Below are 15,954 nucleotides of genomic sequence, written 5' to 3' on the forward strand. Positions count from 1 at the left end.
TGCGCGCCGCGCCAAAGATCAACCGCTGTAGCGCGCTCAGCTCCAGCCGCCGCCATAGGTACGATAGAAGATATGCAGGCCGATCTTGGTCATCTTCTGCATCGTGCGTGCCCAGCCGGGATGGACATATTGGGCGTAGTAGTGGGTCGACGATCCTACTTCCGGGATGAAGATCTTGCCGGCGGTGACGGCCATGGCGATATCCTGGGCGGTCTTGTAGGCGACGGGATTGTCGATGCGCTTCTTCCTGCCGTCGCAGGCGAAGGAGAACTGGCAACGGTTGAACCAGCTGTCGTTCTGATAGACGACGCCGCAGATCGAATTCGGATAGGTCGGGTTGCGGACGCGATTGAGGATGACCTGGGCGACGGCGGCCTGACCACGTACGGATTCGCTCCTCGCCTCGAAATAGATGCCATTCGCCAGGCATGCCTGTTCCGGTTTGGAGAAGACACTGGCGGGCAGCGGGTTCTGGATCCACGAATGATCGCCCTTAGCCATCGGCGGAATGAAGCGGCCGTCGTTTGGCTGCTCGTCCTGAAGCAGGGCTTCGAAAGGCGACGCCTTGGCATAGTCGGGCTCGGATTGCGCATACGCGGTCGCCAGCACGTCCGGATGGTCGTTGTTGACCAGTGCGGCAAGCATTGCCGGCACGCCGGGATCCGGCTTCTTGTCCTCGCGCGCATGGAATGCCGCGGCGATCTGGATTTCCTTGCCTTTGATCTGCGGCATGGCGAAAGCCATCTTCAGGTCGCTGTCCATGCTGGGCCGGAGCAAGGAGGAGGTGCGCTCGAAGATCGAGCCGGCATTGAAATTCTTCGGCGGTGCCACGGGAGACATCTGAACGATGCGGCCCTTCTTCTCGGCGCGCACGACGCGATCCTCATCGGGCGTGGCGCTTACCTTGCCGCCCTTGCCGCGAAACGACACGCTGCCGACACCTGCCAAGTGGACACCCGATCCGGAGATGGAGCCGGTGACATCGGAATCGACAAAGGGCATTTCGGCCGCATGGGTCGAGCCGGCAATGGATTTCTCGACATAGGAATTCCAGCGAGTATTCGACGCTTCGAGACCGGAAACGAGGCTCGTCATGTCCTGGTAGGCGGCGACGGTCGGAAAGCCGATCCAGATGCCGAGACCGATGACCAACGGGGACAGAAAGCCACGTCTCTCACCGGCGGCGGCAGCAAGCCGCTTCAACACACGTCGATGCACGGAACTCTCTCCAGGAACGCTACTGACCCCACTGGAGAGCAAAATGATGCATTAACCTTGATGGGACGTTAACAGGTTCGATCGGGTTTTCCCGGTCGGCCCGAGGTCGTGGTTCCGAAGTCGGGCGGTTTTGCGGCCGAAGTCAGGCCGGCCGCAGGAAGACCGGCCACGCGGCCAGTGCGCAGATGGCGGCCGACAGCCAGACACCGGACCATGACCAGAGATGCAAGAGTCCCGGAATGACCACCGGCACGAGGAAGAAGCCTATGAAAACGAAGCTGTTGGCAAGGCTGAGCGCGGTTCCGACATGGCCGGCACCGGCAAGCGTGGCAAGCTCGGTATAGGCGACGCCGTGCCAGGCGGAGACCGAGATGCCTGCGACAATAAGCACAGCGGGAAGGACCGCCATCGAGAAGAACTGGCCGCCTGGTATGGCGGGACTGGCCAGAACCAGCAGCCAAAGCATGGCGAAGGCAAGCGCGCTGATCGCACTGCAAAAGCGAAGGAACTGGCGGCGGTTGCCGTGGCGGTCGGTGAAGCGGCCACTCCAGATGCGCATGACCATGGCGCCGATCTGCACGGCGGCGAGACTCGCACTGATCGCTGCCGTTCCCAGACCGACGAAGTCATGCAGGAACACAGAGGCGAAGGTGAGCACGGCCACTTGCGGAAAGCAGAGCAGGCCGATGGCGGTCGCGATACGCCAAACGTCGCGATTGCGCAGCGGCGCCGGTCCGGCCACAGCCGCCGCAGCAAGATGACCCTCGCCCGCCTTCGGCGGCTCGTGCAGCCAGCGCCACGCAAACAAGGCAGAGAGGGCAGATGCAGCCGCCAAGGCCCCGAACACCGCGGCAAAGCTGAAAGCCAGGGCAAGCGAGGGCAAGACAAGCGCGCCAAGGCCGCCGCCAAGCGGCACCGCCGTCTGCCTGATGCTCATGGCAAAGCCGCGCTCGTTTTCTCGAAACCAGCCCATGATGGCGCGACCGCTCGAACCGTTGACGCTGCCGCCGAGCAGTCCGGTGATGAGCAGGCTCGCGCAGAGTAGCGTGACGCCGGGAATACCGGTCCTTGTCGGCACAACCAGCATAGCCATGACCAGGAGCCAAGCCGCCGTGGCGCCGAGGCCGATCAGAAGCACGCGTCGATCACCCCAGCGATCGGTGAGCAGGCCCCAAGGCAGTTCGCTGAGCGCGACCCCCAGCCCGAGAAGGCCGAGTGCCAGACCGAGTTCGGCGTTGCTTAGGTGATAGCCCTGACGAAGCACGACCGCCGTTGCCGGTATGCCGGCGAAAGTGGCCGAGAAGCTGGCATTGGCGGCAACGCCGATGCCCAGAACCTTCCAGCGATGGCTGGGCTTGAATGCCCTCCTGGCGGAGCCGGTATCTTCCAGGAGTTCCTGCGGCTGCCGGTCGGTGCAATTGACAATGGCGTACATGATTTCATTCCCGTGCTGGGCCGGTGGTGGCCTTGACGGTCTGTCTCTAGCGCCATAGTTTCATCCTTAAAATCAGGAACTTTTAAACTTACCATCCTGAAAAACAGGACTAAAAATATGCGACGCGTGACATTCGACCTCGACGTCCTCCGCAGTTTTGTCACCGGCATGGAGCTGGGCAGCTTCGCCAAGGCGGCCGATCGGCTTGGCCGGTCGACGTCGGCGGTCAGCGCGCAATTGAAAAAACTGGAAGAACAGGCGGCGACGCCGATCTTCCGCAAGTCGGGGCGCGGCCTCGCCTTGACCGAGGCGGGCGAGACCATGCTCGGCTATGCGCGCCGGCTGATCGAGCTCAATGACGAAGCGGCATCCGCCATCCACGACGTCGAGCTAGAAGGCTGGGTAAGGCTCGGTCTGCAGGAGGATTTCGGCGAGGCGGTGCTGCCCGACGTGCTCGGCCGTTTCGCCCGCGCCCACCCCAAGGTCAAGATCGAAGCCAGGATCGCGCGCAGCCACGAACTTGTTGAACGGATCCTGTCAGGCAGTCTCGACATCGCGCTCGCCTGGCACAGCGGCGAGACGCTGCCCTATAGCGAACACGTCGCCGATGTGCCGATGCGCTGGATCGGCCCGGCAAAGCGCATCGAGACCAGCCTGCGCGACAGTGAGCCACTGCCCCTTGTGGCGCTCGAAGCGCCATGCCTTTTGCGCACGGTGGCAACCGAAACGCTCGACCGCGCCGGCCTGTCGTGGCGGATGGCCTTTTCCAGCCCGAGCCTTGGCGGCATCTGGGCAGCGGTTGCGGCGGGGCTGGGGCTGACGATCCGCACCGACATCGGCCTGCCGGCCAGCGTCAGCGCGATGACGCCGGAGATAGCCGGATTGCCGGCGCTGCCCAAGATGGCGCTGTTCCTGCATCGCAAGGATGCCGACGCCGAGCCGGTGGTGGCCCGCCTTGCCGATATATTGCTGGATGCAGCGCGGCAGGCGTTGCCCGAAAATGCGCGGGCCAACGACAACGGTTTGCGCAACGTGGCGTGATCGCCAGACGGGCGCCGACGCTCAATTGCGTTTCTTGGCCCTGCCAGCGAATGGGTTGTCCGACGTTCGCAACGCAATGCGGATCGGCACGCCGGGCATATCGAAGGCTTCGCGCAGGCTGTTGGAGAGATAGCGGACATAGGACTGCGGCATCGCATCGGGCCGTGAGCACTGGACGACGAAGCCGGGTGGCCGCGTCTTGGCCTGGGTGACATATTTGATCTTCAACCGGCGTCCTGCGACCGCAGGCGGCGGATGATGCGCCAGGATGCTTTCCAGCCAGCGGTTAAGCTTGCCGGTCGAGACGCGGCTGTTCCACACCTTGTGCGTCCTGATGACGGCATCCATCAGCTTGTCGAGACCGCGGCCGGTCTCGGCCGATACGGGTACGGCCTGGAGGCCGCGCGCCTGCGGCAGGAGCCGTTCCGTCTTCTCGCGCAGTTCGGCCAGAAGCTCCTGGGGATGGTCGATCAGATCCCATTTGTTGAAGGCGATCACCGGCGCGCGACCTTCGCGGATGATCAGGTCGGCGATCTGCAGATCCTGTTTCTCGAAGGGAATGGTGGCGTCGAGCACGATGATGACGATCTCGGCGAAGCGGATGGCGCGCAGGCCGTCCTGCACCGACATCACTTCCAGCTTCTCGTGGATCCTGGCCTTGCGGCGCATGCCGGCCGTGTCGAACAGTTTCAGGCGGCGGCCATGCCAATCCCAGTCGACGGAGATGGAATCACGGGTGATGCCGGCTTCCGGTCCGGTGAGCAGCCGTTCTTCGCCGATCAGCGCGTTGATCAATGTCGACTTGCCGGCATTGGGACGACCAACGACGGCGATGCGCATCGGCTTGGTATCGTCATAGCTGTGCTCGGCATCCGGATCGGCGATATCCTCGCCGATCAGAACCTCGCCGGCAGCGACTTCTTCGTCTTCGCCGTCTTCATCTTCGCCGAAAGCACGCGCTTCGCCGAGCGCGCCGATCACGGCATCGCGCAGATCGGGCATGCCCTGGCCATGCTCGGCCGAAACCGGGATCGGTTCGCCAAGGCCGAGTTCCCAGGCCTCCAACATGCCGCCCTGGGCGCCCTTAGCCTCGGCCTTGTTGGCGACCAGCACCACCGGCTTGCCGGACTTGCGCACGATCTCGGCGAAGGTCCTGTCGTCAGGCAACAGGCCGGATTTGGCGTCGATGGTGAAGAAGATCAGGTCGGCCTCGCGGATGGCGATCTCGGTCTGCGCGCGCATGCGGCCCGGCAAGGTCGAGGCGCCTGCATCCTCGAAGCCGGCGGTGTCGATGACATCGAAATGCAGGTCGTAGAGCTTGGCAGCATGGACGCGGCGGTCGCGGGTGACGCCCGGCGTGTCGTCGACAAGCGCCAGCTTCCTTCCCACCAGCCGATTGAAAAGAGTCGATTTGCCGACGTTAGGTCTGCCGATGATGGCGACTTTGAAGGTCACGACGCACTGCCCGACCCGCGGATCAGCTCGGACATCAACGTTGCGCGCTCGCGGGTGTTGCGCGGGGCGCCGTCATCGGCGGCGATCTGGTCGAACAGCTTTAGCGCATCCTGGGCCTTGCCTTCCTTCCAGGCGGAAAGGCCGAGCGCCTCACGCGCCGTGTGGCGCAGGGTGTTGGTGTCGGACGTGAGCGCTTCGACACGGCTGGAGACGTCGGCGAAGGAACCATGATCGACAAGCAAGAGTGCTGCCCGCAGGCGCGCCATGTCACGAATGCCCTGGGGAATGGCCGTGTCGGCGGCGACCTCGTCGAAATCCTTGACGGCGGCAGGGACGTCGCCCTTGTTCGCCTTGACGGTCGCGCCGCGCATGCGGGCAAGCAATGGATAGGCGCCGTAGCCATTCTTCTCCAGTTGATCGAGCGCGGTCAGTGCTTCGTCGTTCTTGCCGTCATTGGCAAGCTTCAGCGCCTGCGAGAACGCATCGCCGGAGCGGTTGGCACGCGTCTCGTCCCAATAGCGATAGCCGACGAAGGCGGCGGTGCCGAGCACCACGAGGATCGCGAGGACAAGCAAGGCGGGACCGAAGCGGTCCCAAAGCGCCTGCGCCTGGTCGCGACGCATCTCGTCGTTGACTTCACGGATAAAACTGTCGTCGGACATCGATCAAAACCATTCCTGCCCGGTCGGGCCTTTGTCAGCCCGCGTTTTAGCGAAATTTTGTCGGCATGGAAGGGGTTCAACCGGAAAATCGCCCATTCCCTAGGGCAAACGGATGTTTGCCCCGGGCAAGCAGCCGAAAAGGCCAATCGCACCCGCGCCACATTTCAGGGATAGCCGGCTTCCAGACGTCCCCCAGAGTGCAGCTCAAAAGAGTGCAACTCAGAAGAGTGCAGATCAGATTGCCGATGTACCGTCCGTTCCGTGTTGTTGCGTTTTCCCTCGCTGCGCTTGCCACTGCCGGTGGGGCTTTGGCCGATCCGCCCGCGCCAACAACGCCGGCAAAGCCCAAGCAGGTCGTCATCATCTCGTTCGACAGCGCCCGCGACATTTCGCAGTGGAAGCGCAGCCGGGCACTGGCGCAGCGCACCGGCGCGCACTTCACCTATTTTCTCTCCTGCGTCTTCCTGCTGTCGCCGGAGACGCGCAAGGAATACACGGCACCCGGCAAAAGCGCCGGCAAATCCAACATCGGCTTTGCCGCGTCGAAGCAGGAAGTCACCGAGCGGCTCGAAGAGATCGGGCTTGCCGCGCAGGAAGGCCACGACATCGCCAGCCATGGTTGCGGCCATTTCGACGGCAAGGACTGGAGCAAGGCGGACTGGCTGAAAGAGTTCAGTTCGTTCGAGCACATTCTCGAGAACGCCTATGCGATCAACGGCGTTGCGCCCGAACCCGAGAGCTGGCGCGATTTCGCGCGGCATGCGGTGGTCGGCTTTCGCGCGCCGTATCTATCGGCGAACAAGGCCCTCTACGAGGCGCTGCCGGCGGCCGGCTATCGGTTCGACGCAAGCGCCGTATCGCAGAGCCCTGCCCGACCGACAACCGGCAACGGCATCATGCACTTTTCGCTGCCGCAGATTCCGGAGGGACCGACGTCACGGCCCGTCATCGCCATGGACTACAATCTCTATGTCAGGCATTCCGGCGGCTTCGAGCGGCCAAGCATGACGGACGAGTTCGCCAACCGCACCTATGACGCCTTCCGCGCCGCCTTCGACAAGCAGTATGCGGGCAAGCGCATTCCGCTGGAGCTCGGCTTCCATTTCGCGCTGATGAATGACGGCGCCTATTGGAACGCGCTGGAGCGCTTTGCCGGCGATGTCTGCGTCAAGGCCGATGTGGAATGCATCAGTTTTCGCGACTATGTCTCGCGCCAGGATGCCGCCCAGAAGCAGGTTTCGGTTGGCGGCTGAGCCGCCGCCAACCCGATTCGGTTTCCAACCTCGGCCTTTAGGCCGGATCTTCAACGCCCTGTTTTGCCAGATAGCGCTGGTCGATGTCCGGCAGCGGCTCGCCGAGCAGGGTCGCCTCGAAGGCGCGCAGGCGTTTGTGGACTGATTGCAGCTCGACGATGGTCGACCACGAGGTGAGCAGAAACTGCAGCGACCCCGTCACTTTACCGAATGCATTCGAAATCTGGTTCAGCGCGCCGAACGTTATCTTGTGCGCGACCAGCGACGGACCCAGGATCAGCAGCGAGAAAATGTTGTCGGCCTGCAGGTATGTGTAACGGACGACGTTGAAATAAATGTAGTGGAAATAGAGCCTGAAATAATTGTGACGAACGTTCGCGAACAGCTCGGCAGTGGTGGCTGGCTGAGCCCTGTCTGCGTGATCCTCGCCGTAGACGAGTTCCTTGCGATAGGCGGCCTCGACGCGCTGGTTGCGGAACTGCAATCCCGGAAGCTTCAAGCCGGCAATCATGACCGAGATCGTTCCGAACAGACACCAGGCAAGGGCTGCGACCACTAATGGCTGCGGGATCGCGCCGACAATCGGCAACTCGCTGATGTGAGTCTGCAACTGGATCATGACCGGCAGGAATGCGATCAGGGTCATGATCGACTGGACGAAGCTGGAGCCGAGATCCTCCATGATCTGCGAGAACCGCATCGTGTCTTCCTGGATACGCTGCGAAGCACCCTCGATATGTCGAAGCCTGCCCCAGTTCTCGACAAAATAGTTATTCATCGCCGTGCGCCAGCGGAAGATCCAGTGGCTGACGATGAAGGCATTGACCACCTGCACATTCATGCCGACCAACGCGAGCCACGAAAAATCTGCCAATCCGATATAAAATTCACCGTTGGTCGACTTTCCTGTCCCCGACATCAATCCCTGCACATAGTCAAAGAAAGGCCCGTACCAGGCGTTGACTGCGACACTGACCTGCACATTGAAATAGATGAAGAACAGGATGACTGCGGTCATCAAGATCGACCAGCGCTGCCAGGGATGTGGCGAATACCAGCTCCAAAACGCATAGAAGACGGCCACGCAGAACGCGAAATAGAGATAAAACCATAGAAACGGCGGCGACATGAGAATGGCGATGCCGATGATGGGCGGCGTACCTGCCGCGGCGGGTGGCAGTCCGAAAACCGCGCCCACTTGTTCACCACCGAAAAACCAGAATAGAATCGCCGCAAGGCTCCAGACGGCGGCCGAAGAGAAGAAGAGCTTCGGCTGCGGGAAAAATGATACGAACACTGTGACGAATTCCTCGATCTAGGCGCAAATCTGCTGACTATGGCGGGCATAAAGTCACACATTAGCTGGAAAGAAAATGCCCGTGCCCGATGCCCGCACCGAGCAACCCCATAATCATGGCGATTTTGGCGCAGCCGACCATGTGAGGCCGCCGGAGACGACCAGCATGATGGCGGCGGCGATCGAGGCGAGGAAGAAATCGCCGGACATTTGCGCCAGCAGCCCGGCGGCGACCGGACCGATGATCTGGCCAAGGCCGAACACAGCCGTCATCAGGGCAAAGATCCGCCGCGGCGCGCTTGGCGCCTGCTGCCGCGCGGCCTGCAGGCCAAGCGCCGTGATGGCAATGAAGGTGCCGCGGAGCAGCACACCGCCAAGCAGCGGCCCGGTGCGCCCGCCGATGGCGACGCTGGCCGTGACGCCGGCAACTTCGATCAGGCATGCCAACGCATAGGCGGCATAGAGTCCCATCCGTGCGGCGATCTTCTGCCAGAGCCAGACCGAGGGGAAACCGGCAAGGCCGGCGACCATCCACACCATGGCCTCGAAGACGCGGCTGCCGCCGCCTTGCCGGACGATGGCGACCAGGAATGTCGCCGTCACCACATAGCCGAAGCCGAACAGGCCATAGGCAATGATGACCTTGATCAGTGACCGATCCATTTGCAATGGCGGCTCGCGAGCGACTTCGCCATTGGCGAGCGGGCCCTCGTTGACCAACAACGCCACGAGTACGAAACCACAGGCCGAAATTGCCGCCGACCACAACCAGCCCGCCGCCCAGCCGGCATGTTCGGTGACCAGCAACGCCATCATCGCCGCGGACACCGCGATGCCGAGACCAACGCCGCCGAAATGCCACGCCTGCAGGTCGCCGCGACCGGCAGCCGCTATATGGCTGAAAACGATGCTTGCCATGAACACCATGACGAAGGCACTGGCCAGACCGGCCAGAAAGCGGATCACCAGAAAGGCGGCCATCGCATCGGTCAGTCCCATCAGCGCGGCCAGGACCGCACTGGCGCCGAGCCCCACCAGCATCAGCAGGCGCTCGCGCCCATGCGCCCAGCCGCCCGCCGCCGCCAGCGCGCCAATGAGATAGCCGAGGTAGTTGGCGGAGGCGATCCACCCGGCATCGGCCGGCGACAGATGCAGTTCCTGCATCATGCCGGGCAGGATCGGCGTGTAGACGAAGCGGCCGATGCCCATGGCAACCGCCATGGCAATCATGCCGGCGAAGGCGAAACGCAGCGCTGTTGAGGTGGCCGATGTCATTGCAGCGCACAATAAGTGCGCGAGCCGGTGAAACAATCCGCCTTTTGTTGGGCCAGCGCCATCGCGGGCGCCGTGATCGCCTGTGCTTAAATCGGAAAGCGTGTCATCCGCTCAGCAGCGCCCACCGAAACCGGTTCGCAATGAAGCCGTCTCATGCACTGTCCGCCGCGCCGTCAGCCTGAACGGCACGTCGCCAAGTTCGCGCTCCGACATGGTGTTCAGCACGGGATGGGAAAGCGGATCGGTCAGCCAGCGCTGCGCCTCGCTCTCCCGGCGCGGCTCATACGGCGTACTCGCAGCAAAAAAGACCTTCAGCGACGATGACAAGATCCTTAGCATTTCCGGCTCCGCTGGTCTGTCTCCCCTGATAAAATCTGCCGTTTCGACCTCTCTTTCAATTGAGATTTCAGCCGGATCTGTTTAGAAAAACTCAAATGGTCATACTCAACCGCGTCCATCTCAACGGCCTTCGCGCCGTCGAAACCGTTGCCCGTCTCGGCTCGCTGGCCGCAGCGGCCCGCGAACTCAACGTTTCCGTCAGCGCCGTCAGCCAGCAGATAAGCCGCACCGAGAAGCAGCTCGGCCAGGCGCTGTTCGAACGAACGGCGAGCGGTCTCGTACTAACCGAATTCGGCGCCGTCTTCTCGGCCCGTCTTGGCGCTGGCTTCCGCGAACTTGCCCAGGCCGTGGCGCTGGCCGATGAGGCGACGCAGTGCACATTGGTGGTTTCGGTGGCGCCGGCCTTTGCCTCGAAGTGGCTTTTGCCGCGACTGTCGCGTCACTTCGCCCGGCATCCCAACGTGCTGCTGCGCATCGACGCTTCGGTGCGGCTGGCCGATCTCGATCATTCCGACATCGACATCGCCATCCGGCTTGGCGACGGCAAGTGGCCGGGTGGACGGAAGGAACTGCTCTTGTCGCAGGAAGTCTTCCCGGTCTGCGCGCCGGTGATCGCCAAAAAACTGAAGTCGATCGAGGACCTTGCCCAGACCTGCGCGATCACCGACGAGCGGGCGATGATCAACTGGGAAAGCTGGTTCGAGACAGCCGGCGTTCCACCCGTGACCTTCCTGAAGGGCGCGCGTTTCACAGACCCGATGCTGTGCCTGGAATCGGCAATCGCCGGCCACGGCGTGATGCTGGGCTGGCAATTGCTCGCCGCCGATGCGCTGGCCGATGGGCGGCTGGTGGCGCCTTTCGGAATCCGCGCCCAGAGCGGGCTCGGCTATTGGCTGGTGACCTCCTCCGCCAAGACCGAAAGCCGCAAGGTCCGGGATTTCAAGGTCTGGATCAGGGAAGAGATCGAGGCGACCATGGCACAGTTCGGGTCCGCGAACGCAGAACCCGCCGGCGCGATCGCGGTGGAAAGCACCGTGGCACCGGTCTATGTAAGGTCGGATATCAAACTACGACAGGCAGGATCATGACCACACATTCGCGCGGCGTTTCCGCATCGATCGACCCGGTGAAGCTCGACAGGCTGGCGGAGGTCGCCATCAAGGTCGGGCTGCAATTGCAGCCGGGACAGGATCTGGTGCTGACATCGTCGATCGCGGCACTGCCGCTGACCAGGCGGATCGTCGAACACGCCTACAAGGCCGGCGCCGGGCTGGTGACGCCTATCTTCAACGACGACGAGATGACGCTGGCGCGCTATCGCTTCGGCGCCGATGCCGGCTTCGACCGTGCCGCCGGCTGGCTGTATGAAGGCATGGCGAAAGCTTTCTCCAACAATGCGGCCAGGCTTGCTGTGCGCGGCGAGGATCCGTCGCTGTTGTCCGCACAGGACCCGGCGAAAGTGGCGCGCGCCAACAAGGCGAATTCGATGGCTTACCAGCCGGCGTTGGAAAAGATCACCGGCTTCGACATCAACTGGAACATCGTCGCCTATCCGGACCTCGCCTGGGCCAGGCAGGTTTTCCCCGGCGATGCCGACGATGTTGCGGTCGCAAAGCTCGCCGACGCCATTTTCGCCGCATCGCGGGTGGATATGGAGGATCCGATCGGCAATTGGAAAGCGCACAACGCAGCACTGCGCAGCCGGACCGAATGGCTCAACGGCCATAATTTCCATGCGCTGCACTTCACCGGGCCGGGCACCGACCTGACCGTCGGGCTGGCGGACGGCCATGAATGGATGGGCGGCGCCTCGACCGCCAAGAACGGCATCACCTGCAATCCCAACATCCCGACCGAAGAGGTCTTCACCACGCCGCATTCGAGGCGGGTCGAGGGTCATGTCTCCTCGACCAAGCCGCTGTCCTACCAGGGCACACTGATCGACGACATCTCGGTGCGTTTCGAGGCGGGCAGGATCGTCGAGGCGAAGGCCTCGAAGGGCGAGGACGTGCTGAAGAAAGTGCTCGACACCGATGAGGGTGCGCGCCGCCTCGGCGAGGTGGCACTGGTGCCGCATTCCTCGCCGATTTCGGCGAGCGGGCTGTTGTTCTTCAACACGCTGTTCGACGAGAACGCCGCCTGTCACATCGCGCTCGGCCAGTGCTATTCGAAGTGCTTCGTCGACGGCGCCTCGCTCAGCCAGGACGAGATCTCTCAGCGCGGCGGCAACAAAAGCCTCATCCACATCGACTGGATGATCGGCTCGGACAAGATCGACATTGACGGCATCCACAAGGACGGCGCCCGCGTGCCTGTCATGCGCAAGGGCGAGTGGGCCTGACCCGCTTACGGAGGGTCCGATGACCTTCGACCTGGCGGTCAAGCGTATCTACGAGCCACCCGCTCCCGATGATGGTCAGCGGGTTCTGGTCGACCGGATCTGGCCACGCGGCGTCAGCAAGGAGGACGCCGCGCTGGCGCTGTGGCTGAAGGACATCGCGCCGAGCGACGATCTGCGCAAATGGTTCGGCCATGAGGCGGCGCGCTGGGCTGAGTTTCAGAAGCGGTATCGCGCTGAGCTGGACGGGAACGGCGAGGCGGTGGACAAATTGCGCGGCCTGCTTCGCCACGGCAAGGTGACACTGCTCTACGGCGCGCATGATGAGAAGCATAACAATGCGGTGGCGCTGGCGGCATTTCTCAGAAAGACGGATTGAAGGGCGCCCTGCAAGGTCGGCGATTGGCCGATCTCCCCCCTTGCGGGGGAGATGCCCGGCAGGGCAGAGGGGGGTGCTGTCCCGCCGACCTGTCAATCAACCGCATCCTCATGCTTCGGCCGGTTCGCACCGGAACAATTTCGTCAAAGGGTGGCGATCCTTCACACCCCCTCTGGCCTGCCGGCCATCTCCCCCGCAAGGGGGGAGATTGGCAGCGTCGCCGTCTCGCTACGCTACCCCACCGCCTGCTCATAAACATCCGGCTTGAAGCCGACGAGGACGCGCTCGCCCAGTTCCAGCACCGGCCGCTTGATCACGGTCGGCTTGGCCAGCATCAACGCCTTTGCCTTCGTTTCGTCCAGACCCTGCTTGTCCTTGTCCGCCAGTTCGCGAAACGTCGTGCTCGCCTTGTTGAGCAGCTTTTCCCAGCCGACCTTGCCAACCCAGCCATCGAGCCGCTTGGCATCCAGCCCCTCTGCCCTGAAATCGTGAAAACGGTAGGAAACATCATGGCCCTCCAGCCAGACGCGCGCCTTCTTGACCGTGTCGCAGGTGGTGATGCCGTACATGGTGATCGTCAAAACAGTGGCCCTTCGGACTTCGAATCTAACTCAGATTAAGGATGCTCTACGCGCTTTGCCAGCGGCCGCACCGGTGTCTCAATGTTTTTGGGCTTGTCAACACTAAGGAATTTTCCTAAGTATTTTTCGAGCCACTTTCGACGGCACCCCGGGATGACCGATGACGAGCCTCCAGACCGCAAATCCGAGCCCTCCACCGATCGACGGCATCTTTCGCGCGCTGTCCGATCCGACGCGGCGGCGTGTGGTGGAGCGGCTGAACCGCAGCCCTGCCTCGGTCAGCGAACTTGCAGAGCCTTTCGACATGGCTCTGCCCTCCTTCATCGAACATCTGAAGATTCTGGAAGGCTGCGGGCTGGTGCGCTCGCAAAAGACTGGCCGGGTCAGGACCTATCAACTGGCGCCTGAGCCGCTGAAACTCGCCGAAAACTGGCTGGCCGAACAGCGCGCATTGTGGGAGCGCCGTCTCGACCAGTTCGACGCCTATGTGATGAGCCTCAAGGAGAACGAAAAATGAGCTATCCCCTCAAGCCGGATCCCAGGCTGGACCTCGTGCTGGAGCGCGTCATCGATGCGCCGCGCGAATTGCTGTGGCGCGCCTTGACGACGCCGGACCATGTCAAGCAATGGTTCACGCCGAAGCCCTGGATGATCACCGACTGCGAGATCGACCTCAGGCCGGGCGGGTTGTTCCGCACGCGCATGCAGTCGCCCGACGGCAAGGAGGTCAACGACCGCCATTGCTGCTATCTCGAAATCGTGCCGAACGAGCGACTGGTGTGGACGGATGCGCTGCTGCCGGGTTACCGGCCGTCAGGCGAGCCGTTCATCACTGCGGTCATTTCCCTGCAACCGGACGGCAAAGGCACGCGCTACACCGCCACCGCCATCCATCGCGACGAGGCGACCCGAAAGAACCACGAGGAGATGGGTTTCTTCGATGGCTGGGGCACGGTGGCCGATCAGCTTGCGGAGCACCTGAAGACGATATGAGCCTCCCCTACATGGCGGCCAGGACATCGTCCCGGCCCCATGCCTGTTTCGACCCAGCGACAAGAGCAAGCTCCCGAAAGCCGGCGGTACCTCGCCCTAGTAGTAGAAACGCTCTTCGGCAATCTTGCCGTTCTTGATCGTGTAGAGACCAACTTCATCCATGGTGACACGCTCGCCGGTAGCCTTGGGCGTGATGTCGAACTTGAAGCGCACCGCGAACTGGTCGCCATTGACATAGGGGCCTTCGACCGAGCCACCATGCACTTCGTTGTTCTCCTGCCACCATTGGCCCTTCTGCCTGAGAGCCTCCTTGCCACGAGAGATGGCCATCGGCCCCTCCATGGCTTCGAGGCTGACGATATCGTCGGCATTGTACTTTTCAGCAGCAGCTTCGTGGTCGCCCTGCTGTAGGAGTTCGGTGAAATCCTTGGCAATTTCCGCGATGGTCATTTGTGTTCCTCCTGTTCAGACGTCATGCAAGTAGGGGACGGCTTGTTGGCCTGCCACCGTCTGGCCGGTCGTAGCTGACAATCCGTGTCAGGACGATGGATATAGCGTGGCTTTGCGACGACGATTTGCAGGAGCGCCGACAGCGACTTCGGTTGCAGACACAAGCCAATTCCGCAATGCTAGGTGCATGTGCAACCTCTACAATATCACCACGACGCAGGAGGCGGTCCGTCAATGGACGCGCACGCTGCGCGATATCAGCGGCAACCTTGAACCTTCGCTTGACGTCTATCCCAATCAGCCTGGCCTAGTCGTTCGCAACACGGTGGACGGCGAGCGTGAGTTGGCGAAGCTGCTTTGGGGTTTGCCAACGCCGCCTGAACGCATGAAAGGCAAGGCGGACTACGGCACGACAAACGTTCGCAATCCGCAATATTCGCACTGGCAACAGTTTGTTGGCATCGAGCATAGATGCGTCGTGCCGGTGACCAGCTTTGCCGAACCCAGCCCTACCCCGAACGACAAAGACCCAGACACAGACATCCAGCGCAATTACTGGTTTGCGCGTAACGAGAGCCGGCCGCTGTTCTTCTTCGCTGGGTTCTGGACCCGTTGGCAGGGCGTGAGAAAGGTCAAGGATGGTCCTGGCGACTTCGAATTATTTGCCTTCATGACAACCAAGCCTAACGCCGTCATCGCGCCGATCCATGAGAAGGCTATGCCCGTTATCCTGACCACGCCGGAGGAGGCCGAGGCCTGGCTTACAGCGCCGTGGGCAGAAGCGAGGCATTTGCAGCGGACAGCGCCGGACGATGCATTGATGATTGTTGAGAAGCCAGCCACACAGATCAAGTTTCCGCAGCAGGTGCCAACTCAAGGGTCTCTGTTCTAGGCTGCAGGATCGACATATCAGCCGCTTCCTTAATCGTCGTCTCGCCAGATAACCCGACGAACCATACGGATTTCGACAAGGCGTCTGACCCGAATTTTCAAACGCTCAGCAGCGCTCGGCAAAATTATGCTGGCATCAAGCTCACGAAGCTTGCAGTGCTCGCACCGCATATGCCGTTCGACGTCCCAAAAGGGAATGTCACCTACAAGCTTTGCGAGATCGCCGGGTAGATAGTGACGAGTGATGTTGCAGTGCCGGCACCGGACACGAATGAGCTGCCCGACTTCGTGCGCGAGGCACAGCGTCTGCACATTTCGGCGCGGTCGGCTGCTAGGTTCCGGCATCG

17 protein-coding genes are annotated in these 15,954 nt (G+C 62.2%); 8 read left to right on the forward strand and 9 right to left on the reverse strand.

Annotation, left to right across the window (positions count from 1 at the left end):
* Nucleotides 1-36: 36 nt before the first annotated feature.
* Complete coding sequence (locus tag NKJ06_RS11430) at nt 37-1,218, reverse strand: cell wall hydrolase (protein ID WP_352626480.1); 1,182 nt, start codon at nt 1,216-1,218, stop codon at nt 37-39.
* Nucleotides 1,219-1,360: 142 nt separating this feature from the next.
* Nucleotides 1,361-2,653 carry an MFS transporter gene (locus NKJ06_RS11435; protein ID WP_352626478.1) on the reverse strand — a complete coding sequence of 431 codons (1,293 nt, stop codon included), beginning with the start codon at nt 2,651-2,653 and terminating at the stop codon, nt 1,361-1,363.
* 117 nt (nt 2,654-2,770) lie between these two features.
* Here NKJ06_RS11435 and NKJ06_RS11440 point away from each other — a divergent pair, with 117 nt between their 5' ends.
* Nucleotides 2,771-3,694 (forward strand): LysR substrate-binding domain-containing protein, encoded by a 924-nt coding sequence (locus tag NKJ06_RS11440; protein ID WP_352626476.1) that lies wholly within the window; start codon nt 2,771-2,773, stop codon nt 3,692-3,694.
* 21 nt (nt 3,695-3,715) lie between these two features.
* On the opposite strand, the gene der is transcribed toward NKJ06_RS11440, so the two are convergent.
* Complete coding sequence (gene der, locus NKJ06_RS11445) at nt 3,716-5,149, reverse strand: ribosome biogenesis GTPase Der (RefSeq protein ID WP_352626474.1); 1,434 nt, start codon at nt 5,147-5,149, stop codon at nt 3,716-3,718.
* Nucleotides 5,146-5,811 (reverse strand): tetratricopeptide repeat protein, encoded by a 666-nt coding sequence (locus NKJ06_RS11450; protein WP_352626472.1) that lies wholly within the window; start codon nt 5,809-5,811, stop codon nt 5,146-5,148. The genes der and NKJ06_RS11450 overlap by 4 nt, the downstream gene beginning before the upstream one ends.
* A gap of 245 nt (nt 5,812-6,056) precedes the next feature.
* On the opposite strand from NKJ06_RS11450, the gene NKJ06_RS11455 reads away from it, so the two are divergent.
* Entirely contained in the window at nt 6,057-7,064 is a 1,008-nt protein-coding gene (locus NKJ06_RS11455; protein WP_352627284.1) for a polysaccharide deacetylase family protein, read from the forward strand.
* 37 nt (nt 7,065-7,101) lie between these two features.
* Here NKJ06_RS11455 and sbmA read toward each other — a convergent pair whose 3' ends face one another.
* From sbmA to NKJ06_RS11470, 3 genes are all read right to left on the reverse strand, one after another.
* The gene (sbmA, locus tag NKJ06_RS11460) at nt 7,102-8,361 is read right to left on the reverse strand and encodes a peptide antibiotic transporter SbmA (RefSeq protein WP_352626470.1); all 1,260 of its coding nucleotides are present in this window, start codon (nt 8,359-8,361) and stop codon (nt 7,102-7,104) included.
* A 114-nt stretch (nt 8,362-8,475) separates the two neighbouring features.
* The gene (locus tag NKJ06_RS11465) at nt 8,476-9,636 is read right to left on the reverse strand and encodes a YbfB/YjiJ family MFS transporter (RefSeq protein ID WP_352809807.1); all 1,161 of its coding nucleotides are present in this window, start codon (nt 9,634-9,636) and stop codon (nt 8,476-8,478) included.
* A 111-nt stretch (nt 9,637-9,747) separates the two neighbouring features.
* Nucleotides 9,748-9,975, reverse strand: coding sequence for a hypothetical protein (locus tag NKJ06_RS11470; protein ID WP_352626467.1), 228 nt, complete (start codon nt 9,973-9,975; stop codon nt 9,748-9,750).
* Between the two features lie 95 nt (nt 9,976-10,070).
* Between NKJ06_RS11470 and NKJ06_RS11475 the strand changes: the two genes are divergently transcribed.
* From NKJ06_RS11475 to NKJ06_RS11485, 3 genes are read left to right on the forward strand one after another with little or no spacing between them, the layout of a single operon-like run.
* Nucleotides 10,071-11,063, forward strand: a complete 993-nt coding sequence (locus NKJ06_RS11475; RefSeq protein WP_352626466.1) for a LysR substrate-binding domain-containing protein — start codon at nt 10,071-10,073, stop codon at nt 11,061-11,063.
* Nucleotides 11,060-12,316, forward strand: coding sequence for an aminopeptidase (locus NKJ06_RS11480; protein ID WP_352809808.1), 1,257 nt, complete (start codon nt 11,060-11,062; stop codon nt 12,314-12,316). Before NKJ06_RS11475 ends, NKJ06_RS11480 begins: the two co-directional genes overlap by 4 nt.
* A gap of 19 nt (nt 12,317-12,335) precedes the next feature.
* A complete protein-coding gene (locus NKJ06_RS11485; protein WP_352626463.1) occupies nt 12,336-12,692 on the forward strand; it encodes a DUF488 domain-containing protein in 357 nt (118 codons plus the stop codon).
* 233 nt (nt 12,693-12,925) lie between these two features.
* On the opposite strand, the gene NKJ06_RS11490 is transcribed toward NKJ06_RS11485, so the two are convergent.
* Nucleotides 12,926-13,273 carry an ArsC family reductase gene (locus tag NKJ06_RS11490; protein ID WP_352626462.1) on the reverse strand — a complete coding sequence of 116 codons (348 nt, stop codon included), beginning with the start codon at nt 13,271-13,273 and terminating at the stop codon, nt 12,926-12,928.
* A gap of 160 nt (nt 13,274-13,433) precedes the next feature.
* Here NKJ06_RS11490 and NKJ06_RS11495 point away from each other — a divergent pair, with 160 nt between their 5' ends.
* Nucleotides 13,434-13,790: an ArsR/SmtB family transcription factor gene (locus NKJ06_RS11495; protein WP_352626461.1), complete on the forward strand. Its 357-nt coding sequence runs from the start codon at nt 13,434-13,436 to the stop codon at nt 13,788-13,790.
* Entirely contained in the window at nt 13,787-14,266 is a 480-nt protein-coding gene (locus tag NKJ06_RS11500) for an SRPBCC family protein (protein ID WP_352626460.1), read from the forward strand. Before NKJ06_RS11495 ends, NKJ06_RS11500 begins: the two co-directional genes overlap by 4 nt.
* Nucleotides 14,267-14,362: 96 nt before the next feature.
* Here NKJ06_RS11500 and NKJ06_RS11505 read toward each other — a convergent pair whose 3' ends face one another.
* A complete protein-coding gene (locus NKJ06_RS11505) occupies nt 14,363-14,716 on the reverse strand; it encodes a SnoaL-like domain-containing protein (RefSeq protein ID WP_352626459.1) in 354 nt (117 codons plus the stop codon).
* A gap of 187 nt (nt 14,717-14,903) precedes the next feature.
* Here NKJ06_RS11505 and NKJ06_RS11510 point away from each other — a divergent pair, with 187 nt between their 5' ends.
* Nucleotides 14,904-15,608 carry an SOS response-associated peptidase gene (locus NKJ06_RS11510; protein ID WP_352626457.1) on the forward strand — a complete coding sequence of 235 codons (705 nt, stop codon included), beginning with the start codon at nt 14,904-14,906 and terminating at the stop codon, nt 15,606-15,608.
* The last annotated feature ends 346 nt before the right edge of the window (nt 15,609-15,954 follow it).

It is taken from the genome of Mesorhizobium sp. M0293, from assembly GCF_040321735.1.
GTDB lineage: Bacteria > Pseudomonadota > Alphaproteobacteria > Rhizobiales > Rhizobiaceae > Mesorhizobium.